Origin of the sequence: Halorubrum sp. ASP1, assembly GCF_005435135.1 — an archaeon.
Lineage (GTDB): Archaea > Halobacteriota > Halobacteria > Halobacteriales > Haloferacaceae > Halorubrum > Halorubrum tropicale.
Map to the genome: position 1 here is coordinate 295,469 of NZ_SGUA01000004.1, position 20,837 is coordinate 316,305.

The 20,837-nt window shown below is 69.9% G+C and carries 18 protein-coding genes; 9 read left to right on the forward strand and 9 right to left on the reverse strand.

Annotated elements, in window-relative coordinates; translation table 11 throughout:
• Nucleotides 1–26: 26 nt before the first annotated feature.
• Nucleotides 27–776, forward strand: a complete 750-nt coding sequence (locus EXE48_RS08395) for a GNAT family N-acetyltransferase (protein WP_053772188.1) — start codon at nucleotides 27–29, stop codon at nucleotides 774–776.
• Nucleotides 777–809: 33 nt separating this feature from the next.
• Here the strand turns inward: EXE48_RS08395 and EXE48_RS08400 are convergent, their stop codons facing one another.
• Entirely contained in the window at nucleotides 810–1,802 is a 993-nt protein-coding gene (locus EXE48_RS08400; RefSeq protein ID WP_053772189.1) for an NAD-dependent epimerase/dehydratase family protein, read from the reverse strand.
• Nucleotides 1,803–1,862: 60 nt separating this feature from the next.
• Nucleotides 1,863–2,006 carry a hypothetical protein gene (locus tag EXE48_RS18745; RefSeq protein WP_199236360.1) on the reverse strand — a complete coding sequence of 48 codons (144 nt, stop codon included), beginning with the start codon at nucleotides 2,004–2,006 and terminating at the stop codon, nucleotides 1,863–1,865.
• A gap of 77 nt (nucleotides 2,007–2,083) precedes the next feature.
• Here EXE48_RS18745 and EXE48_RS08405 point away from each other — a divergent pair, with 77 nt between their 5' ends.
• On the forward strand, nucleotides 2,084–2,563 hold the full coding sequence (locus EXE48_RS08405) for a zinc ribbon domain-containing protein (RefSeq protein ID WP_053772190.1): 480 nt from the start codon (nucleotides 2,084–2,086) through the stop codon (nucleotides 2,561–2,563).
• A 28-nt stretch (nucleotides 2,564–2,591) separates the two neighbouring features.
• On the opposite strand, the gene EXE48_RS08410 is transcribed toward EXE48_RS08405, so the two are convergent.
• Together EXE48_RS08410 and coxB are read right to left on the reverse strand one after the other, a co-directional pair.
• Nucleotides 2,592–5,090 carry a cbb3-type cytochrome c oxidase subunit I gene (locus tag EXE48_RS08410; protein ID WP_053772191.1) on the reverse strand — a complete coding sequence of 833 codons (2,499 nt, stop codon included), beginning with the start codon at nucleotides 5,088–5,090 and terminating at the stop codon, nucleotides 2,592–2,594.
• Complete coding sequence (coxB, locus tag EXE48_RS08415) at nucleotides 5,087–5,863, reverse strand: cytochrome c oxidase subunit II (protein ID WP_053772192.1); 777 nt, start codon at nucleotides 5,861–5,863, stop codon at nucleotides 5,087–5,089. The genes EXE48_RS08410 and coxB overlap by 4 nt, the downstream gene beginning before the upstream one ends.
• Before the next feature lie 261 nt (nucleotides 5,864–6,124).
• Here coxB and EXE48_RS08420 point away from each other — a divergent pair, with 261 nt between their 5' ends.
• Nucleotides 6,125–6,547: a hypothetical protein gene (locus EXE48_RS08420; RefSeq protein WP_053772193.1), complete on the forward strand. Its 423-nt coding sequence runs from the start codon at nucleotides 6,125–6,127 to the stop codon at nucleotides 6,545–6,547.
• Between the two features lie 52 nt (nucleotides 6,548–6,599).
• Here the strand turns inward: EXE48_RS08420 and EXE48_RS08425 are convergent, their stop codons facing one another.
• Both EXE48_RS08425 and EXE48_RS08430 read right to left on the reverse strand, forming a co-directional pair.
• Complete coding sequence (locus tag EXE48_RS08425; RefSeq protein WP_053772194.1) at nucleotides 6,600–9,092, reverse strand: efflux RND transporter permease subunit; 2,493 nt, start codon at nucleotides 9,090–9,092, stop codon at nucleotides 6,600–6,602.
• A gap of 81 nt (nucleotides 9,093–9,173) precedes the next feature.
• A complete protein-coding gene (locus EXE48_RS08430; RefSeq protein ID WP_137711206.1) occupies nucleotides 9,174–10,868 on the reverse strand; it encodes a COG1361 S-layer family protein in 1,695 nt (564 codons plus the stop codon).
• 166 nt (nucleotides 10,869–11,034) lie between these two features.
• On the opposite strand from EXE48_RS08430, the gene EXE48_RS08435 reads away from it, so the two are divergent.
• Nucleotides 11,035–11,784 carry a TetR/AcrR family transcriptional regulator gene (locus tag EXE48_RS08435; RefSeq protein WP_137711207.1) on the forward strand — a complete coding sequence of 250 codons (750 nt, stop codon included), beginning with the start codon at nucleotides 11,035–11,037 and terminating at the stop codon, nucleotides 11,782–11,784.
• Nucleotides 11,785–11,799: 15 nt separating this feature from the next.
• Here the strand turns inward: EXE48_RS08435 and EXE48_RS08440 are convergent, their stop codons facing one another.
• Nucleotides 11,800–12,501 carry an HD domain-containing protein gene (locus EXE48_RS08440; protein WP_053772197.1) on the reverse strand — a complete coding sequence of 234 codons (702 nt, stop codon included), beginning with the start codon at nucleotides 12,499–12,501 and terminating at the stop codon, nucleotides 11,800–11,802.
• A 174-nt stretch (nucleotides 12,502–12,675) separates the two neighbouring features.
• Between EXE48_RS08440 and EXE48_RS08445 the strand changes: the two genes are divergently transcribed.
• Together EXE48_RS08445 and EXE48_RS08450 are read left to right on the forward strand one after the other, a co-directional pair.
• Nucleotides 12,676–13,638 (forward strand): cation diffusion facilitator family transporter, encoded by a 963-nt coding sequence (locus EXE48_RS08445; RefSeq protein ID WP_137707229.1) that lies wholly within the window; start codon nucleotides 12,676–12,678, stop codon nucleotides 13,636–13,638.
• Between the two features lie 83 nt (nucleotides 13,639–13,721).
• Entirely contained in the window at nucleotides 13,722–14,450 is a 729-nt protein-coding gene (locus EXE48_RS08450; protein WP_137711208.1) for a YqjF family protein, read from the forward strand.
• A 37-nt stretch (nucleotides 14,451–14,487) separates the two neighbouring features.
• Here the strand turns inward: EXE48_RS08450 and EXE48_RS08455 are convergent, their stop codons facing one another.
• On the reverse strand, nucleotides 14,488–15,777 hold the full coding sequence (locus EXE48_RS08455; RefSeq protein ID WP_053772200.1) for a Glu/Leu/Phe/Val family dehydrogenase: 1,290 nt from the start codon (nucleotides 15,775–15,777) through the stop codon (nucleotides 14,488–14,490).
• Nucleotides 15,778–15,949: 172 nt separating this feature from the next.
• Between EXE48_RS08455 and EXE48_RS08460 the strand changes: the two genes are divergently transcribed.
• Together EXE48_RS08460 and EXE48_RS08465 are read left to right on the forward strand one after the other, a co-directional pair.
• On the forward strand, nucleotides 15,950–16,414 hold the full coding sequence (locus EXE48_RS08460; protein WP_053772201.1) for a PH domain-containing protein: 465 nt from the start codon (nucleotides 15,950–15,952) through the stop codon (nucleotides 16,412–16,414).
• Nucleotides 16,411–18,417 carry a PH domain-containing protein gene (locus EXE48_RS08465; protein ID WP_137711209.1) on the forward strand — a complete coding sequence of 669 codons (2,007 nt, stop codon included), beginning with the start codon at nucleotides 16,411–16,413 and terminating at the stop codon, nucleotides 18,415–18,417. The genes EXE48_RS08460 and EXE48_RS08465 overlap by 4 nt, the downstream gene beginning before the upstream one ends.
• A 22-nt stretch (nucleotides 18,418–18,439) precedes the next feature.
• Here EXE48_RS08465 and EXE48_RS08470 read toward each other — a convergent pair whose 3' ends face one another.
• Nucleotides 18,440–19,585: an acyl-CoA dehydrogenase family protein gene (locus EXE48_RS08470; protein ID WP_137711210.1), complete on the reverse strand. Its 1,146-nt coding sequence runs from the start codon at nucleotides 19,583–19,585 to the stop codon at nucleotides 18,440–18,442.
• Nucleotides 19,586–19,762: 177 nt separating this feature from the next.
• Between EXE48_RS08470 and EXE48_RS08475 the strand changes: the two genes are divergently transcribed.
• The gene (locus EXE48_RS08475; protein WP_053772204.1) at nucleotides 19,763–20,824 is read left to right on the forward strand and encodes a phytoene/squalene synthase family protein; all 1,062 of its coding nucleotides are present in this window, start codon (nucleotides 19,763–19,765) and stop codon (nucleotides 20,822–20,824) included.
• The last annotated feature ends 13 nt before the right edge of the window (nucleotides 20,825–20,837 follow it).

The window sequence follows — 20,837 nt, forward strand, 5'->3', positions numbered from 1 at the left end:
TAGTAGTCGGGGTGGTATCTACACGCATGGACCTACGCGAAGCAACTGCCGAAGACGTCGACGCGGTCCGGTCGGTCGCCCGCGAGTCGCTCGTGGCGTCGTACGGGCACGCCGTCGACGAAGCGCTGTTGGACGAAGCCGTCGAGGAGTGGTACGACGCCGGAGACCTCGGCGACGACGTCGAGGACGACGACGCGGTGTTCCCGGTCGCCGTGGTGGACGGGGTCGTCGTCGGGTTCGCGGAGAGCTACGTCGTCGGGCGCCGCGAGCGGGTCGGCGAGATAGACTGGCTCCACGTCCACCCCGACCACCGTGGCTCGGGCATCGGCTCGGCGCTGCTAGAGCGGGTCGAGTCGGCGCTCCGCTCGGCCGACGTCGACCGTATCGAGGCGCGCGTCCTCGCCGACAACGAGGCGGGCACGGAGTTCTACGAGCGCGAGGGGTACGAGCTCGCCGGCGAGCGCGAGGTGGACATCGGCGGCGAACTGTTCGCGGAACGGGAGTTCCGGAAGCAGGTCGGGCGGCTCAGGGGCATCTCCGAGGCGACGTACCAGACGGAGGACGGAGAGACCGTCCACGTCGCGTTCGACGAGAGCGACCGCGGCTCACAGGCCCCGTTCTACGTCGCGTACGTCGACCCGGGCCACGAGCGCCGCTACGGCTACCTCTGTGGCAACTGCGAGGGGACGGACATCGCCATCGACACGATGGACCGGATGGAGTGCCGCGACTGCGGGAACCGGCGGAAGCCCGCGCGGTGGGACGCGGCGTACTGAGGGGGCGTCGCCGCCCGGAGCGGCGCGACCGCCTCAGAGCGTCTCCTTCACGCCGATGACGCGCTCCTCGGCCTCGCGGCCGGGGTCCCACTCGCTCCCGTCGCGGTCCGACTCGCGGTGCTCTTCGACGGTCCGCGACATCGCCTCGTCGACCGGCGTCGACTCCCAGCCCAAATCGGCGAGCGCGCACGTGTCGAGCAGGTGCGGGTACTCGCGGTAGAGGGTGAACTCCTCCGGGTCGAGCCCGCCGGCCGCCAGCGCGTCCGCGCTCGCGGGAACGACGTCGACCTCGGTGTCCGCCGCGTCGGCGATGGTCTCCAGCGTCTCCCGCAGGGTGAGCGCCCGCCGGTCGCCGACGTTGTACGCCGCGCCCGGTTCGCCGCGCTCGGCGACGATCCGCAGCGCGCTCGCGACGTCCTCGACGTACGCCCGGTGCCAGAGGTTCTGTCCGTCTCCGGGGACGACGACGCGGTCGTGGGTGAGCACGCGGTCGATCCAGTAGTCGAGCCGCTCGGTGTAGTCGTACGGGCCGTAGACGATACACGGGCGGACGGCCATCGCGTTGACGCCCGCCTCGGCGGCCGCGAACACCTCGCGGTCGCCCTCAGCCTTCCGGTTGCCGTACGTCTCGTGGCCGTCGTCGACCGCCTGCGCGTCGGTACACGGCTCCAGCGGCGTCTCGCCCTCCCGCTTGGGGATCTCCTCGGCGGCGTAGCTGGAGCCCGAGGAGATGTAGACGTAGCCGTCGACGTCGGCGAAGACGTCGGTCGCGCTCGCCACGTCGGCCGGGTGGTACGCGACGCAGTCGATCACGACGTCCGGTTCGACCGACAGCTTCGCGGCCCGGAGCGCGGTCTCGTCTTTCCGGTCGCCCTCGACGTGGGTCACCCGGTCGTCGTCCGCGAAGGGGTTCTCGTGGTTCCCGCGGTTGAATATCGCGACCTCGTAGTCGTGCGCGAGCAGCTCCGCGACGGTGTGTCGGCCGATGAACCGCGTGCCGCCGACGACGAGCGCCGTGTCTGTCATACGCTAGATCGGACGAGGGACGTGAAAAGCGTGGCCGAACCGGAATTCGAGCCGTCCGGCTCAGTCGTCGTCGCCGCGGGGGCCGTCGCCGCGCCACCGGCGGTAGAGGAGGTACACGACGCCGAGGCCGATCCCCCAGGTGCCGACGCCGAACACCGCGACCGCGGCCCCGGAGAGGAACTCGCCGAGCGGAACGCAGAACATACCGGAGTTCGGCGCGTCCGCAACATAAACGCTCCGAGAGAGGTAGGTTCTCGGGGCGGGAGGTCGTACGGGCGCCCATGTCGGAACGCACTCGTCGGCGGCCCTGGCTCGCCGCATTGCTCGCGCTCGTCGTCTCGGGACTGGGTCACGCGTACCTCCGCCGGTGGGCCCGCGGGCTCGGCTGGTACCTGACGGTCGCCGCGGCGGTGTTCGTGTTCGTCCCGGAGTCAGCGATCTCGGGCGCGCTCGCGGGCGACCCGCCGGCGGTCTCGGAGGTCGCGCCCGCCGCCGCGGTCGTGGTCGCCAGCGTGGTCGACGCGTACGTCGTGGCGGTCCGACACAACCGGACGTCAGAGCGGGACTCCGACGCGTCCCGAGCGACGGGCTCGCCGGACACGGTACCCGGTCCCGGCGCCGCGTCCGCGGAGGTTGCGGGCGGCGAGGCGGAACCGGAGTCCGGCGAGACGATCCGCTGTCCCGAGTGCGGAAGGGAGACCGACCCGACGTTCGACTTCTGTCAGTGGTGCGCCGAACCGGTCGGTGAGGGCGACGCGTGACGACGAAAAAACGGGGCCGCGAACCGCCTCAGAAGAGGTAGAACAGCGGGAACACGAACACCCAGACGATGTCCACGAAGTGCCAGTAGAGGCCGAAGTACTCGATCGGCCGCTCGTCGTCGAGGTAGTGACCCTGGTACGCCCTGACGAACAGGAAGATAGCGACCACGAGACCGAGCAGCACGTGGATCCCGTGGAGCCCGGTCGTGACGTAGTAGATCGACGCCTGGATCGGGTCGCCGTGGGCGTTCGCGGAGATGGTCACGCCCTTGTCGAAGACCTCGTGGTTCCACTCCCACATCTTGATCGCCATGAAGACGAACCCGAGCAGGATGGTCGACCCCAGCGACGCCAGCAGGCCCTGCCGGCTCTTCCGGCGGGCCGCGACCAGCGCTAAGATCACGGTGAACGAGGACGTGAGTAGCACGAAGGTGTTGATCAGTCCGGGTAGCGGGTCGGTCAGCGGCTCCCACGTCATCCAGCCGGCGTTGTACCGGATGAAGATGGCCGCAGACAGCAGCGCGCCGAAGACGAGCACGTCGGACGCCAGGAAGAACCACATCCCCAGCTTCACCTTCTCGACGCCGTTGAACGGCCACCGCTCGGCGAACTCGGTCGGCGGAGCGTAGAAGTCCTCCGTCCCCCACTTCACGCCGGTGTATAGGAGTCCGCCGATCCCGGCCAGGATCGCGGTCGGGTAAAGCAGGTTGGAGATGACGACGTCGCTCTGGAGCGCCGTCTCGCCCAGTTCGACGGTCACGGAGTTGGCGAAGCCGGAGAGGCCGAACAGCAGGACGCCGAGGGCGAGCGACAGTGCTAACGGCCAGATGCTCGCGTGACTCGGATGTTTGTCCCAGTGAGCGTAGCTCGAGATGTGCGACGAGTGGGTGTCGCCGCCGTCGGTGGCGACGTTACCGTCCTCGTCCGTCTTCACCGCGGGCCCGCCGTCCGGCACGTAGTCTTTCACGAACTCCAGCTTTCCGGAGGCGTACGACGGCCTGTTCGGCCAGTTCTCCAGCGGCGGGGGCGAGGAGACCGCCCACTCCGCCGTCCGCGAGTAGTCCCACGGGTTGGCACCGGCCGGCTCGCCGGAGACGTAGGACTGCGCCAGGTTGTAGAACATGATGAAGAAGGAGAGTCCGAGCACGAACGCGCCGATCGTCCCGAACTGGTGGTAGATCTGGAACTCGGGGTTGTACTCGAACACCCGGCGCGGGGTCTCCCAAGCGAGGAACATCGAGAAGTAGACGGCGTTGAAGCCGAGGAAGAACGTGACGAAGTGGAGTTTCCCGAGGAACTCGTTGTACATCTTGCCGGTCACCTTCGGGAACCAGTAGTAGATCGCGCCAACGAGCGCCGTCGCCCCGCCGAACATCACGTAGTGGAAGTGCGCGACCACCCAGTAGGTGCCGCGGAACTCGTAGTCGAGCACGATTGCGCCGAGGAAGACCCCGGTGATACCGCCGAGGATGAACAGGAGCAGCGCCCCGAACGCGAACAGGAACGGCGTCGTGAACTGGATCCGCCCCTTGATCAGCGTGTAGATCAGCGAGAAGACGATCAGGTCGAAGGGGAGGGATATACCGATCGTCGTCGCCATCATCAGCGTCTTGATCTCCAGGTTAATCGTCGTGAGGAACATGTGGTGCATCCACACGAGGAACGACTGGACGGCGATCAAGCAGATGGAGATGATGACCCACTTGCGACCGACGAGGCGGCGGCCGGAGAACGTCTGGAACAGTTCCAGCATGACCCCGAGCGCCGGGAAGAAGACGATATACACCTCCGGGTGGCCGAAGAACCACCAAAGATGGCTCCACAGCAGGGCACCGCCCTCAGTAGCGGAGAAGTAGACGCTCCCGAGCACCCGATCGGAACCGAGAATCAACAGCGCACCGAGCAGCGCCGCGAACGCGAACAGCATCATCCACACCGTCGCGAGGATCGACCACGAGAACAGCGGCATGTCCATGATACCCATCCCCTCGGCGCGGGAGTGATGAATGGACGTGAGGAAGTTCACGGTCGACGCGGTGACGCCGATAATGAACATCGTGAGCGCGAGAATCGCGCCGGTCGACCCGATGCCGGGCGTGTACATCGGCACGTTGAGCGGCGCGTACATCGTCCAGCCGGCTGTGAGCGTGCCGCCCTGGAAGAAGCTGATCCCGAGCAGCACGCCCGAGAACAGGTACATCCAGTACGATAGGGCGTTCAGCCGCGGGAACGCGAGGTCGTCCGCGCCGATCTGGAGCGGCACGAAGTAGTTCGCGAACCCGAACGCGAACGGCGAGAGGAACCAGAACACCATTATCAGGCCGTGCGCGGTGACGGCCTCGTTGTACGCCAACCCCGAGAGGATCTGGCTCGTCGGGTCCCACAGCTGGAGGCGGATGAGCAGCGCCATCACGCCGCCGAACAGCAGGAAGAACAGCGCGGTGATCGTGTACAGGATACCGATGTCCTTGTGGTTGGTCGTGACCAACCAGCGCTTGACCGAGGTCGTCGGCGGGAGTTCGCTCATGCGTTCACCCCGCTGAGTACTCCGGACTCGTGCGCGGAGGTCTCGATACTGGCGCTCTCCGAGCTGTTTCCGGTGTTAGCGTACCACTCCTCCCACTCGTCTTGCGGAATGACCGTGATCTGACCCTTCATCTGCGAGTGACCGGGGCCGCACAGTTCGAAGCACTCGACGGGGTACGTCGCCTCGCCGCCTTGCGCCTCGACCTCCGCCGAGCTCACGGAGAACCAGTTATCGTTGTAGTCCCCGGGAATGGCGTCTGTCTTTATGCGTAAGTCCGACGATCCGAAGTTGTGCCAGACGTCCCTCGACGTCACGTTGATGTCGATCCGCTGGTCGGCGGGCACGATCAGCTCACCCCGTTCGGTGTGCCCGTTCGGATACTCGTACTCCCAACCGTACTGGTAGCCTTCGACCATGATCTCGATGTCGCCTTCCTCATCGGTGTCCGGCCCTTCCTCAACGTAGAGGAGGAGCCCGTACGAGTACACGACGAGGCTGATGACCACGATCGCGCTCAACCCGAACGAGAGGAAGAGCTTCTTGGCTTTCGGACCGCCCTGTCCCGTCGGGAGCTCGCCGACGACCGGCGCGTCGAACTCCTCGTCCGACCGGTTCCCGTCGTCGCGGTACTTGTACACGTTCCACAGCGTGTACGCCACGACGATGGTACCGACGAGGGTGCCGAGCGCGAGGAAGACGAAGAAGATCTCGTCGAAGACCTCCGCCTGTGCGCGCCAGTCGCCCCCTTGTTGTAGGATAACTGGATCTATCATGTTCGTCTGTCTGCTCTTGTACCACCCTTAGCGATGGTACACTTATCTCTTGTGTAGCGGGGCGGGCCATCGGGGAGTGAACGGGTCCGTTTCGCCCCCCGAGCGGGACCCCGCCGACCGGTCGAACGGTGCCGCGGTCGAGGGGACCGATCGGTGCGGAGACCCCGCGTCAAAGGCGCGTCGAAGGGTATTTGTACGCGCGAACGGAGCCCCTAACAACGGAAATCCATGACATCACTCACCCTCTTGAGTACGGGGCTGATGGGCCTCCTCGTCGTCGCCACGTTCGTCGCGGTCGCCGAAATCGGGGCGAAGCGAGTCGCTCCCGGCCGCGACGAGACGGGCGGACGCTACGAGGCCGTCGTCGAGACGCTCGGCGACGTGGTCCGGACGCCGGTCGTGTGGGCGGTCTCGTTCGTCGGCATCACCGTCCTCGTCGGCGGGAGCATCCTCCTCGGCGTCGGGAGCTTCGGGATCCCCGAGGGCCTCGCCGGGACGCTGGTGAACGTCGCCTTCCTGGCCGTCGGGCTGCTGCTCGTCGGCTTCGTCTTCCTCGGCGCCTACTTCGCGACCCGGAGCCGCGGACTCGGGAACGCGCACGGCGTCGCCGCGGGCACCCTGGCCACCGGCGCCGCGTTCCTCGTCCTCGTCACGGTCCAGCTGGTCGTCGGCGTGGTCGGCTGACTCGGTCTCTTCTGTCTCTGCCGTCCGGTCGAAAGTCGCGTGGTACGCAGCGTCAGCGCTCGGCGCCGGCGCCGCGGAGCCCGTCGTCGAGCCCGAGGCCGACGAGCGATCCGTACCGGTCCCACACGACGACGAGCGAGGGGACGAGCAGGATCGAGCAGAGGTAGGCGTAGAACACGCCGAGCGCGAGCAGGACGCCGAAGTCGCGCAACAGGGGGATGACCGCGAGCCACAGCACGCCGAGCCCGGAGACCGTGGTGAGCATGCTGCCGGTGAGCGCGCCGCCCGTCCCCGCGATGGTGACGTCGAGCGCCTCGTCTATCGGCAGGCCCGCCTTGTACTCGTCGACGAACCGGTGGACGAAGTGGACGGTGTAGTCGACGCCGAGCCCGATGGAGACGGAGAGGATCGGCGCGTTGATCGGCGTCAGCGGGATGTCGAACAGCCGCATCGACCCGACGAGCAGGCCGACGGTGACGAGCACGGGGACCAGATTGAGGAAGCCGTAGACCGCCTTCCCTTCGAGGTAGGCGTACGAGAGCGCCAAGAACAGCGCCGTGAGCCCGAAGGCGGCGAACAGGCTGCGGATCGCCGACTCCGTCAGCAGGTCGATCACCGCCTCGTTGACCACGAGGGATCCGGTCGGAACCGCGTTGAGCGGCGTGCGCTCGGCGAGCTCGCGCACGTCGGCGACCGCCTCGGAGTTGTCGACGCCGGGTCGGATCGTGTAGTCGATCCGCGCGCTGCCGCGGTCGGCGGCGACGTACCCGCGGGCTCGGCCGTCCGCGGAGGAGTCGAGGAGCGCGTCGTACACCTCGTCGACGTTGCGGTCGGGCACGCCGTTGCCGAGGCGGTCGTTGCGCTCGACGAGCGCCGCGAACTCGGGATCGCGCGACGCGCGGTCCCCGATCACGGTGACGACGCTCGTCGCCTGCGCGCGGCGCTCGTCGGTCGTCGCGAAGGTGTCCGGGGGGTTCCGCGTCGTGCGGTGGATCAGCTCCAGGGAGTCGTCGTCCCTGATCGACTGGTCGATGTACAGCGTCACCGACCCCACGAAGTCCTGCTCGAACTCCTCCTCGAAGAGGGTCAACACGTCGAGGAACGTGTACTCCGTCGGCGCGAACGGCTCCGGGAGGTCCGCGTACGTCTCCAGCCGGTCCTGGTCCGGGAAGAACGCCTCCTCGGAAAACTCCGTGTTCACGCCGGTCCCGTAGGCGCCGCCGACCGCGCCGCCGACGAGGAGGAGCGCGACGACCGCGACCGGGGCGATCCGCGAGAGGTCGACGCCGACGTGGAGGACGCGCGCGAGCCGCGAGCCGCCGGCGCCGAGGGCGCTCGTCCCGAACGTCGGGATCGGGAACCGCTCGCGCAGCCGGTCGACGAGCACCTTCGCCGCGGGGAGGAAGACGCCGAATATCACGAGCGTGAACGTGATCCCCGCGGCCGCCACGATCCCGAAGTCGCGGTTCGGATCGAACGGGCTCACGACGTTGGAGACGAGCCCGAACACCGTGGTGATCGTCACCAGCAGGAAGGCGATGAGCAGCTGGTCGGTGGTGGTCCGCATCGACGCCTCGATGCCGGTCCCCGTCGCCCGTTCCTCGCGGTAGCGGTTGACGATGTGGATCCCGAAGTCGATCCCGACCGCGAGCAACAGCGGGAACACGGTCACGAGCGAGTCCGAGAACGGGATCCCGGCGTACCCCATGAAGCCGAACGTCCAGAGGAGCGACAGGAGCAGCGCGGCGATCCCGATCGCCATGTCGAACGGGTCGCGGTACGAGAAGATCAGGAACCCGACGATCAGGATCAGCGCCGCCGGGAAGACGATGATCGCGGTGTCGGTCAACAGCGCCGTGATCTCCGACTGGAGGACGCCGTCCCCGAAGAGGATGACGTTCTCGCCCGCCTCGTTACCCGGAACGGAGTCGACGACCTCGACGCTTCGGGTCTGTAGCTCGGTCACCCGCGCCGTCGTCGCCGCGTCGGGCAGGTCGTAGGTGATCCCGACGATGGCGGTGTCGGCCGCCTGCGCGGTGGGGTTGTAGTCGACCGACACCTGGGCCGCGATCGCGCCCGTCGCGTCGGCGTCGGCGATGGCCGTTCGCAGTTCGGCGGGCGTCGCCTCGGTCACGGCGTCGCGCCGCTCGGCCGCGGTCGAAGCGCTCGGGTCCAACCGCCGCGCGACCGCGTCCGCGTGGCTCGACGTCGACGCGACCCGGAGCGTCGAGCGCGACTCCAGGCGGTGTTGCGTCTCCAAGGTCCGCACGAGCGCGTCGCGGGAGAGGACGTTGTCGTCTGAGACGATCACCTGCGCCGACGTCGCGGAGCCGCCGATCGAGGTCTCGAACTCCTCGTCGATGTCGTCGAGCGCGCGCTGGGCGGGAATGTCCTGCGTGAACTGGTCCGCGCCGGCGCTGGTCTCGATGCCCGTCAGCCCGCCGGCAAAGCCGGCCGTCACGACGAGGAACACCGCGACGACCGCCAGCGGCCGCTGCGTGACGACGCGGTCGATCTCCTCGATCAGCCGGTCGGCCGCGGTCACCGGTGCCCCGCTGTCCCACGGTCGGTCGGCGGGCGGCCCCTCGGCGGGCGACCCGGCGCGGTGGTGCGTCCGCTCATCCGATCACCGTCGTCGGTACCAGACGGCGCCGCCGACCGCGGCGGCGACGAGCAGGGCGGCGACGGCGACGAGGCCGAGCGGCGGCCCGCCGTCGTCGACCGATTCGGTCACGGTCACCGGGACCTGGGTGATGTCCGAGATGCGGTCGTTCCCGCGGGCGTCCTCGTAGCGGAAGTCGAGCTCGACCGGGTGGTCCTCGACGCTCGCGCTCCCCGCGGCGGCCACCTCGAACCAGATCCGCGCGGACTCGCCGGGTTCGAGCTCGTCGACGAACGCCTCGTCGTTGACGGCCGTCAACGGGCTGTCGGCGTAGAGTCCGGCGTTGATCGACGAGAGGGTCTCGGGCCGCTGGTTCGTGATCGTGGCGTTGATCCGGCGGGTGTCGCCCGCCTGGACGGTCGCGTTCTCGACGGCTAACTCGAACTCGGGCTGTCGCGGCGCGACCTCGACGCGCCGGGTCTGCTCGGCCGTGAGGGTCGCGTCGCCGCTCTCGTACTCCGTGGTGAACCGGAACTGCCGCGGCCCGGGGTCGGCGCTCCCGCTCACGTCCGCGTCGAAGGTGAACTCCGCCGACTCCCCGGGCGGGATCCGCGGGAGCGCGTACCGGCTCTCGCCGAGGCTCACGCGGTTGCTCCCGGAGTCGGCGACCAAGACCGCGTTCTCGACGGTACGCGGCCCCTCGTTCGTGATCGTGCCGGTGACCGTCCCGGAGTAGCCGACTTCGAGCGTGCCGGAGACGTCGTCTAAGGAGAACGACTGCTCGCGAAGCGGGACGACCCCGGCGCGGGCGGGCGCCGTCGTCTCGTCGAGGCCGTTCGGGTCGCGGTAGTCGACTGTCGAGGAGAGCGCGTAGGCGCCGCCGGCGAACGACTGCCCGACGGTCGAGTCGAAGGTCACCGTCCGGTTCTCGCCGGGCGCCCAGTCGCCGACGAACGACTGTCCGCCGCCCTGCCCGAGGGTGACGCCGGGCGCGGTCGTGCTCCCGGAGACGACCGCGTCGCGGGCGGTCTCGTCGCCGACGTTCGCCAGCGTGACGGTCACGTCGCCGCCCCCGCCGACCTGCGCGTCGGTGTCGGTCTCCAAGACCGCGAACCGCGCGCCGTCGTCGACGACGATGGTGACGTCGAAGTCGTCGATGCCGCGGCGGTCCTTGTGGTCGTTGAACTCTGGGATGATCTCGAAGGTGTAGCGGTAACGGAGGGTCGCCTCCACCTCATATCGCCCGTCCGGCACGTCCTCGGGCACGGTCACGTCGAGCGGCACGGCGACCGGGCTCGCGGCGGTCGAGACGTCGCCGACCGGGATCTCGCCGTCCTCGACGTCGATCGGCACGCCGCCGTCGTCGACCTCGACGGTGAGCCCGCGCGCGGTCGTCACCCGGGAGTCGAGCTGGTTACCGATCTCCATCTCGCCGGTGTTGACGATGTCGAGCGTGATTGAGGACTCCGTGCCCGCCGGCACCGTTCGCTGCGACGCGAAGACCTCCAGCACCGGCGACCCGCGGACCTGTCGCGGGGTCGGATCGCTCGTCTGCGCGACGACGCCGTCGGCGGTCGGGGCCCCGGACAGGGCGGCCGAGTCCGCCGGCGATCCGCCCCCGCTCGGCGCCGCGGCGCCGGCGAGCGAGACGCCGACCAGGAGGGCGCTCGCCGCGGCGAGGGCGAGCGCGGCGGTGGCGAGTCGCGCCGGTCGGCTCATCGGTCCCCTCCGGCGGGGCCGCGCGAGGGTCTGGCCGCGCGGAGCGGCCGGTCGTACCGTGACGCGTCGGAACGAGTCATACGTCCCCGAGCGAGCCCCGCGACATAAGCGTGTTGAATGAACGTTCAATCAAGAGCTGTATATACCGGGGGCGAATACGTCGGGTATGGACGACCCGTTCGCGGAGCCCTCGAACACCCGGCAGGCCATCCTCGGCGCGGCGTTCCGTGCGCTCTGCGAACACGGGTACGCGAACGTCACGATCCAGCGGATCGGCGACGAGTTCGACAAGAGCCCGTCGCTCGTGTACCACCACTACGACGGGAAAGACGACCTGCTGCTCGACCTCCTCGGTTTCCTGCTCGACCAGTTCGAGGCGTCCGTCGCGGACGGGTCCCTCGCGGAGCCGGCGGACGACGCCGCGGCGGCCGCGGCCGACGAGGTGCCGGAGATGCCCCCCGAGGCCTTCGATCGCTCGGCCCGGGACCAGCTCGACGACTACCTCACGGCGGTCGTCGACCCCGCGTCGCTCGACGACCCGTACGCCCCCGACGAGCGGTTCGTCACGGTGATGACGGAGCTCCGCGCGCAGGCCGCGAGCGACGAGGCGTACCGCGACCACTTCGACCGCAGCGACCGCGTCTTCGGCGAGTATCTCGAACGACTCGTCCGCGAGGCCGCGGCCGAGACCGACGACGACGGGTCACCGGGCGCCGCGGACGACTCACCCGGGCACGATCCCGACCGCGTCGACGCCGCCGAGGTGGCCGTGACGCTCCAGACGTTCGCGACGGGCGGGATGTTCCGCTGGGCGACGGCGAACGGCGGCTCCTGGGTCGCGGGCTCGCGCGCCGGGATCGACCGCTACCTGGAGGCGATGCTCCCGCTCGTCGACGCGAGCGGTGCGGGAGAATAGCGGCCGGAGCCGCTCTCAGCGGTCCGTAACGCCCTCGGCGTCCATCCGCGAGACCTCCTCTTCGAGCCACTCGCGGAGCCACTTCACGCGCTTGATCCGCTGGTGCGCGATGCTCTCGGCGGTGTCGGAGACGACGCGGTCGGTGTGGTCGCGGGCGCGCTGGAGCACGCGGTCGACCATCTTCGCGGCGTCCATGTGCGTCCGCGACTCGTACCCCATGCGCAACAGCATCAGGACGGCGCCGTTGGCCCCGACCTTGTCGAGCACGTCGGCCTCGATCAGGCACCGGCTCTCTAGGGGGACATCGTCGAGGTCGCCCGTGTACGAGTGGTCGACGACCGCGCCGCACACCTCTTCGATGAACGACTCGGGGTAGTTGCCGCGGCTCTGGAGGTACTCTCGGGTGACGCGCGCGCCGGCCTCCGCGTGGACGTCCTGTTCGGCCTCCAGCTTCGCGACGTCGTGGAAGACGGCCGCGACCCGCACGACGTCCACGTCGGCGCCCTCGGCCTCGGCGATCTCGGTCGCGAGGTCGACGACGTTGAGGATGTGGTTGAAGCGGTACGACGCGGAGTGCCAGGGGTACCAGCGCATCCGTCCGCCGTCGTCCTCGCTCTCGACGCTGGCCGCGAGGTAGTCGCGAACGAACCCCTTCATCTCCTCGAAGTCCTCGTCGCTCACCTCCGTTTCCTTAATTTCGACGCCCACCGGGACCACCTCGGGCGAAAAACTCGTGATTCATTACCGTCACCGAGGAGCGTTTCGGTCTTAGGCGTTACGACGGAGTATCCGGCCGCTGACGCGACGACCGATCGGTCGCGGCGGCGCCCCGGGCGGGCGGCGGCGGCGCGACGCGGGACGCTTAACAGGGTCGGGGGCGCACCGGCGTCTATGCTGAGTCCCTTCGGGAACGACGACCGCGCTCGGTTCCAGCGGGCGGCGGCGGTGAACGTCGCCGGCAACGCCGTGAAGATCGCGGTCGAGGGCGCGGCGGGGCTCGCGTTCGGCAGCGTCGCGCTGGTCGCCGACGCCGCCCACTCGGTCGCCGACCTCGTCGCGAGCGCGGTCGTGTTCGTCTGGGGGGGCTCGCGGTACGAGAGCGCGGACGAGACGCACCCGCACGGCCACCAGCGGATCGAGCCGCTGACGGCGCTTTTCGTCGGCGCGACGGTCGCGATCCTCGGGCTGCTACTGCTGCGCGAGTCGGTCCGCGGGCTGGTCGGGTCGGCCGAGGTGACGGCGAGCCCGCTCCTCGTCGGCGCGCTGCTGTTCGCGATGGCCGACATGTACCTGCTGTACCGGTACACGGAGCTGGTGAACGCCGACCTGGGCTCGACCGCGCTCGACGCGCTCGCCGTCGACTGCCTCAACGACATCTACACGACGATCGCGGCGCTCGTCGGCGTGTTCGGCGTGTTCCTGAACGTCCCGATTCTCGACCCGGTCGCCGGCGCGCTCGTCAGCCTCCTCGTCGTGTATCAGGGTGTCGAGATCGGCCGCGAGAACGTCACGTACCTCGTCGGGGCGGCGCCGCCTTCCGGCGACCGCGAGCGCGTCGTCGCCGCGCTCCGCGACCACCCGGCCGTCGAGGGGGTCCACGACCTCACCGTCTACTACGACGGGACCGACCTGGAGGTCGAGGTCCACGTGGAGGTCGACGGGGAGATGACGCTCCGGGCGGCCCACGACGTGGAGACGGAGCTCGTCACGAGCCTCCGCGCGCTGGAGGACGTCGGGGACGTCCACGTCCACCTCGACCCGTCCGGGCTCGGGGAGTGGAAGGACGCGCCGGAGTGGGAGGACGCGGCGGACGGGTCGCACGCGTCGGGGGAGCCGGACGCGCCGGCGGAGTGACGCGGGCCGACCGCGTGGTCGGTCTGGAGCCCCGGGGCGCCGGGGGCGTGCGGGTTTTGCCCGTTCGTCCCCTACGATCGGATATGCTGGAACGCCGCTGGCTGGAGATGACGTGGCGGGACGGACTGTTCGCGCACTGGGCCGTCGACCCGTCGACCGTCGCCGCGGCGCTGCCCGACGGGCTGTCGGTCGCGACCCGCGACGGCGACGCCTACCTCGGGGTCGTCCCGTTCGTGATGGACGACATCCGCCCGCGGGGGGTGCCGGTCGGCCTGTCGTTCCCCGAACTCAACCTCCGGACCTACGTGGAGGGCCCGAACGGGCCCGGCGTCTACTTCCACAGCCTCGACGCGGACGACCGGCTCGGCGTGGCGGTCGCCCGCGGGCTGTTCCGGCTCCCCTACTACCGCGCCGAGACGGACGTTCGACGCCCGGGGGCGTGGGACGGGGTCGGCGGCGGGGGCGCGGACGCGGACCGCGCCGTGCGGTTCGCGAGCCGGCGCGTCCACGACGGCGCCCCGCACGCGCGGTTCGACGCGACGTACGCGCCGGCCGGCGAGGCGTTCACGCCGGAACCGGGGTCGCTGCCGGCGTTCCTCACGGAGAACTACCGCTTCTACACCGCCGGCTCCGGCGGGCGGCTGTACGTCGGCGAGATCGAACACGAGCCGTGGACGCTGCGCCCGGCCGCGGCGGAGATACGAGCGAACACGCTGTTCGCGGCCAACGGGTTCGACGAACCGGACGGCGAGCCGCTGCTCCACTACGCCGAGCCGATCGCGGTCGCCGCGGACCGGATCCGCCGGGTCTGAGGGTCGCGGGGCGTCCGCCTCGGCCGCGCGCGACTCGCTACGGGAAGAGCCCGCGGTACTCGTGCGCCTTCGCCGTGCGCTCCAAGGCGAGCGTGTACGCCGCGGTCCGCAGGTCGGGCAGATCCTTCTCGTCGTACTGGTCGATCGTCTTGTCGAACGCGCTCCCGATGCGGCGCTCGAGCTCGGCGTTGACGGTCTCCAGCGGCCACGAGAACTCCTGGGCGTTCTGGACCCACTCCAGGTACGAGACGATGACGCCGCCCGCGTTCGCGAGGATGTCCGGGACGACCTGGATGTCGCGCTCGGTGAGGACCTCGTCGGCGGCGACCGTCGTCGGCCCGTTCGCGGCCTCGACGACCGCCGAGGCCCGGAGGTCGTCGACGTTGTCGGCGGTGATCACGCCCTCGACGGCGGCCGGGATGAGCACGTCGACGTCGAGGGTGAGCAGCTCCGCGTTGGTGATCCGGTCGGGGTCGTCCCAGCTCGAGCCGTCCGCGTTCCCCCGGTACTCGCCCGCGACGTACTCCTCGATCAGGCCGCCGGCGTCGACGTGCGCGCCGAGCGCCGCCACGTCGAGGCCGTCCGGGTCGTAGGCCGCGGCGGAGACGTCCGAGGTCGCGACCACGTTGGCGCCGGCCTCGTCGAGGAGCCGGGCCGCGTTCGACCCGACGTTGCCGAACCCCTGGATGGCGACGGAGGCGTCGGAGAGGTCGCGGTCGAGGTACTCGAAGAGCCGCTCGGTGACGAGCGAGACGCCGCGGCCGGTCGCCTCCACGCGGCCCGGCGTCCCGCCGATCTCCAGCGGCTTCCCGGTGACGACCTGGGGGACGGAGTACCCCTCGTACATCGAGTAGGTGTCCATCATCCACGCCATCGTCTGCGGGTTCGTGTTCATGTCGGGCGCGGGCACGTCGATCTCGGGGCCGATCATCCGGCGGATCCCCTCGGTGTACCGCCGGGTGAGCCGTTCGAGGTCGCGGTCGGTGAGGTCCTTCGGCTCGCAGATCACGCCGCCCTTCGCGCCGCCGTAGGGGAGGTCGACGAGCGCCGTCTTCCACGTCATCCAGCCGGCGAGCGCCTCGACCTCGCGCTGGGTGACCGACGGGTGGAACCGGACGCCGCCCTTGAACGGGCCGCGGGCGCTGTCGAACTGACAGCGGTACCCCTCGAACACCTCGACTTCGCCGGACTCCAGTTCCACGGGGAGCGTCACCTTCAGCGTGCGCTCCGGGTGCTTGAGCCGCTCGAACACCCCGTGGTCCACGTCTGCGTACTCCTCGGCGCGGTCCATCTGGGCGAGCATGTTCTGGAACGGGTCGTCGGCCATGGCCGGCACGACTCCGTCGCCCGTGATATCGGTTTCGGCAAGTATCGCCTTCGGAAGAGATCCTCTCGCATGGTCGTCGGGCCGAGTTCCACCGGGCGGTTCCGACCGGACTTATACGTCGGGCCCCGCAATCGCCTCCCATGACACACGGACGTGCGACGGGGGACCGTCGATGACGGCACAGACGCTCCACCCCCGAATCCAGATCGTGTGGGTCCTCCGCGCGGTGCTGCTCTCGGCGCTCGTGACCGCCCCGTTCGCCGGCGGCGCGTACCTCGAGTACCTCCCGCGATGGGCGCCGGTCGCCGTCGGCGCCGTCGTCCTGACGCTGACCGTCGGACACGCGCTGCTCCGGTACCGTCGCTGGAGCTACGAGATCCGCGAGGACGCCATCTACCTCGACCGCGGCGTGCTCACGCAGGTACGGACGACGGTGCCGCTGGTGCGCATCCAGCACGTCGACTCGCGTCGCGGGCCGATCGAGCGGACCGTCGGGCTCGCCTCCTGCGTGGTGTACACCGCCGGGTCGCGCGGCGCCGACGTGCGGATCCCCGGGCTGACGCCGGACGGCGCGAGCGACCTCCGCGAGGAGCTGAAGCGGCTGGCCATCCGCGCCGACGGGGAGGACGCGGTGTGAAGCTGGCGCCGCAGTCGGTCCCGTACCGCGCGCTCCAGAAGGCGGCCGGAACCGCCGTCGCGCTGTTCGTGATCGTGAACAGCGGCGGGTTCGGCCTCCCGCTCGCGGTCGGCGGCGGGGCCGCCATCCTCCTCGCGATGTTCGCCTACGAGGTCGCGTACTACCGCCGGTTCGAGTACGTCCTCACCGAGGACACGCTCGACATCTCTTCCGGCGTCATCTCCCGCCGCGAGCGAGAGATCCCGTACCGACGGATCCAGAACGTCGACGTGAGCCGGAGCGTGATCCAGCGCGCAATCGGCGTCGCCGCGGTCGACTTAGAGACCGCCGGCGGCTCCAGCACCGAGGGGTCGATCCGGTTCGTCACGCCCGACGAGGCGACCCGGCTCCGGCGCGAGGTCCAGCGTCGAAAGGCCGGAGGCGCGCGGCCCGAGGAGGCCGGAGAGGAAGCGGCGGCCGACGTCGACGCGGTCGAGGCCGGCCGCGAGGACGCGTTCGCGCCCGACGAGGAGGAGCTGTTCGCCATCACGCCGGGCGAGCTGGCCCTTGTCGGGGCGCTCTCGTTCGACGGGCGCCTGATCGGGCTCCTGGCGTTCCTGAGCTCCGGGTCGTTCCCGGTGCTGTCGAGCTTCCTGCCGGAGGCGTCGGCCGCCGCGCTCACCGCGACGGCGTTCGTCGGCGTGGCGGCGCTGTTCGTCGCGTCGTGGCTCATCGGCGCGGGCGTCGCCTTCTCGAACTACTACGGCTTCCGGCTCTCGCGCGCCGGCGACGAACTCCGGTACGAGCGCGGACTGTTCCGGCGGTACAGCGGGTCGATCCCGACCGAGAAGGTCCAGACGCTGCGGATCACGGACAACCCCGCCAAGCGCGCGCTCGGCTACGCGAGCCTCTCGATCGAGACCGCGGGGTACGCCCCCGGACAGAGCGCGGAGTCCGGCAACCAGTCCGCGGTGCCGATCGCCGCGACCGACCGCGTCTACCGGCTCGCACACGAGATCGAGTCGTTCGGCACCCCCGAGTTCGAGCGGCCGCCGAAGCGGATCCGGTGGCGGTACGTCATCCGGTACGCGCTGATCGTCGGCGTCCTCACGGGGATCGCGTACGGCGTGAACTGGTACGCCTCGGCGGCGCTGCCGTGGTACGCGGTCGCCGCGCTGCTCCTCGTCGCGCCCCCCGCGGCGCACCTGAAGTGGAAGCACCGCGGCTACTGGGTCGGCGAGGACCACCTGCTCACGCGGAACGGCTTCTGGAGCCGGACCGTCGCCGTCGTCCCGTACTACCGGATCCAGAACGTGATCGACAGCCGGACCGTGTTCCAGCGCCGGTGGGGCGTCGCGACGGTCGTCGCCGACACGGCGGGGACCGGTTCGCTGACCGGCAGCGACGCCGCCGCTGTCGACTTCGAGGTGGCCGAGGCCGAGGCGTTAGAGGAGACGCTCACCGAGCGCCTCGCGACCGCCGTCGCGGAGCGGCGCGGCGCCGGGACCGACCGCTTCGAGTGGGTCGACGGAAACGTCGACGCCGACGAGAGCGGCGACGGCGACGGCGGCCTCGACGGGAACGCCGGCGAGCGCAACGCGGGCATCGACGGCCCCGCCGAGCCCGGCGCCGACGGGCCCGACGCGGACGTCGACGAGGCGGCGTCCGACCCGACGACGGCGGTACCGGACGCCGACGAGACGACGGACGGCGACGCGCACGACGTCCCCGAAGACGGCGTCGTCCGCCCGGACTTCTCGCCGAGCGACCGCGACTACTCGGAGCCCGCGGAGCGCATCGACACCGGCGAGTACGCGGTCGACCAGAACCCGTCGGACGCCGACGTGGCTCACGGGCCGAACGCGGACGGCGGTCGCGACGGGACGAAGGCGGACGACGACCGCGACGGGGATGGGAAAAGAGACCGCGACGACACGGAGGTCGGTCGGAGGGACGCCAACGGCGACGATCCTGAGGGTGATGGGGACGACCCCGAGGGCGACGGCGCCGATTCGCGGACCTGACCGACGGGACCGATTCGCGGTCCTACTCGTCGAGCAGCTGCTGGGCGATCGTGTTGCGCAGCACTTCGCTCGTCCCCTCGTAGATCTCCGAGAGCTTCGCGTCGCGGTAGAAGCGCTCGGCGGGGAAGTCCTTGGTGTAGCCGTAGCCGCCGTGGATCTGGATCCCCTCGTTGGCGACCTCGCGGGCGATCTCCGAGGCGTACAGCTTCGCCTGCGCGGCCTCCTTGATGTAGTCGTCGTCGCGCATCTTCAGGTCGGCCGCCTCGTGCATCAGCAGCTCCGCGGCGCGGGCCTTCGTGTCCATGTCCGCGAGCTTGTGCTGGATGGCCTGGAAGTCGCTGATCGGGCGGTCGAACTGCTCGCGCTGCTGGGCGTACGACTTCGCTTCGTCGAGCGCGGCGCGCGCGATCCCGACCGACCGAGCGGCGATGGTGATCCGCCCGCCGTTGAGCGTCTTCAGCGCGTGGACGAACCCCTCGCCCTCCTCGCCGAGCCGGCGCTCCTCCGGGATCCACATGTCGTCGAACCGCAGCTCCGCGGTCGGACACCCCTTGTCGCCGAGCTTGTCTTCCGTCCCCTCGACGACGAACCCGTCGTCCTCCTCCGGACGCACGATGAACGACGAGATGCCCTTCCGACCCGCGTCGGGATCGGTCTTGGCGAACAGCGTGACCGTGTCGGCGACGGAGCCGTTCGAGATCCAGAGCTTCCCGCCGTTGACGAGGTAGCCGTCCCCGTCGCGCTCCGCGGTCGTCGACATCGCGGGCACGTCCGACCCGGCCTCGGCCTCCGAGAGCGCGAACGCGCCGATGTCCTCGGCGGTGTTCAGGGCGGTGAGGTACTCCTCCTTCTGGGCCTCGTCGCCGAACTCGTAGAGCATGTTCCCGGCCAGCGACGTGTGGGCCGCGACGACGGTGCCGAGCCCGCCGGAGCCGCGGGAGATCTCTTCGAGCCCGATGGCGTAGCTGTGGTAGTCGAGGCCGGCGCCCTCGTACTCGACGGGGAACGGCATGCCCATCAGCCCGAGGTCGGCCATCTCCTGGACCAGGTCCGCGGGGAACTCGTCTGTCTCGTCGATCTCGGCCGCGCGCGGGACGACCTCCTCGTCGACGAACTCCGCGACGGTGTCGCGGATCTGACGCTGCTCTTCGGTGAGCGTGAACTCCATGTCGGAGCGTTCGGCCGGGCGGACTTAGCCGTTTCCACACGGTTGTACACGGGTCGGCGGTTCGTCGGCGCGGACGGGGACCGAGTCGTGCGGTTTCGGCGCCCCGAGCGGCGATCGGCGCACGGCTGCCGTTCCACGAGGGTTTTTATGCGTTGTGCCGTAAACACTGGCAACTGAATGAGCGGACGAGAACACGCCCCCGCCGAGGCCGACCTCGCGTGGTGTCACGAGGCGGTCCAGGGGGTCTCGCGGACCTTCGCGCTGACGGTCGACGTGTTAGAGGAACCGATGGCGTCGCAGATCTGCGTCGGATACCTCCTCTGTCGCGTCGCCGACACGGTCGAGGACGCCGGGCACATCCCGCCGGACGCCCAGAGCCACGTGCTGCGGACGTACCGGCGAGCGATCGACCCGGACGACGAGACCGACATCGCCGAGTTCCGCGAGACGGTCGACGAGTGGCTGCCCGCGGAGCGCGACGACGACTGGACCGTCGTCGCCGAGGCGCCCACGATCGCCGCGACGTTCGAGGAGCTCGACCCGGAGGCGCAGGCGGCCATCGTCCCGCCGGTGCTGGAGATGGTCGATGGGATGGCGATGTTCGTCGACCGCCACGCCACCGAGGGCGGGCTCCGCATCGACGACCGCGACGAGTTAGAGCAGTACTGCTACTACGCGGCCGGCACGGTCGGCAACCTCATCACGAACCTGCTCACCCGCGGCGACGTCGCCGAGGAGCGCGCGAAGCGGCTGCGGGAGACCGCCGAGGAGTTCGGCCTCCTCCTCCAGTTAGTGAACGTCTCGAAGGACGTGTACGACGACTACACCGAGGAGAACAACGTCTACCTCCCTGCCGAGTGGCTGGAGGCGGAGGGCGTCGACCAGGAGCGGGTCGTCCACCCCGAGAACCGCGAGTCGTCCGCGCGCGTCGTCGACCGCACCGCCGACTACGCCCGCTCGTTCCTCGACGACGCGCAGGCGTACTTGGAGACGATGCCCCTCTCGAACGGCAACACGATGGAGGCGTGGACCGTCCCGTACCTGCTCGCGGTCGGCACCCTCCGCGAGCTGGGGAGCCGCCCGGAGGACGCGCTCACCGAGACCGGCGTGAAGGTGTCCAGACAGGAGGTGTTCGCGGTGATGTCGGCCGCGAGCGGCGTCGGTCGCGACTCGCTGGCGGAGCTGCGACAGACCATCGCGCGGACTCCCTTCCACCGCGCGGTCGGGTCGGCGGACTGAACTCCCCCGGGCC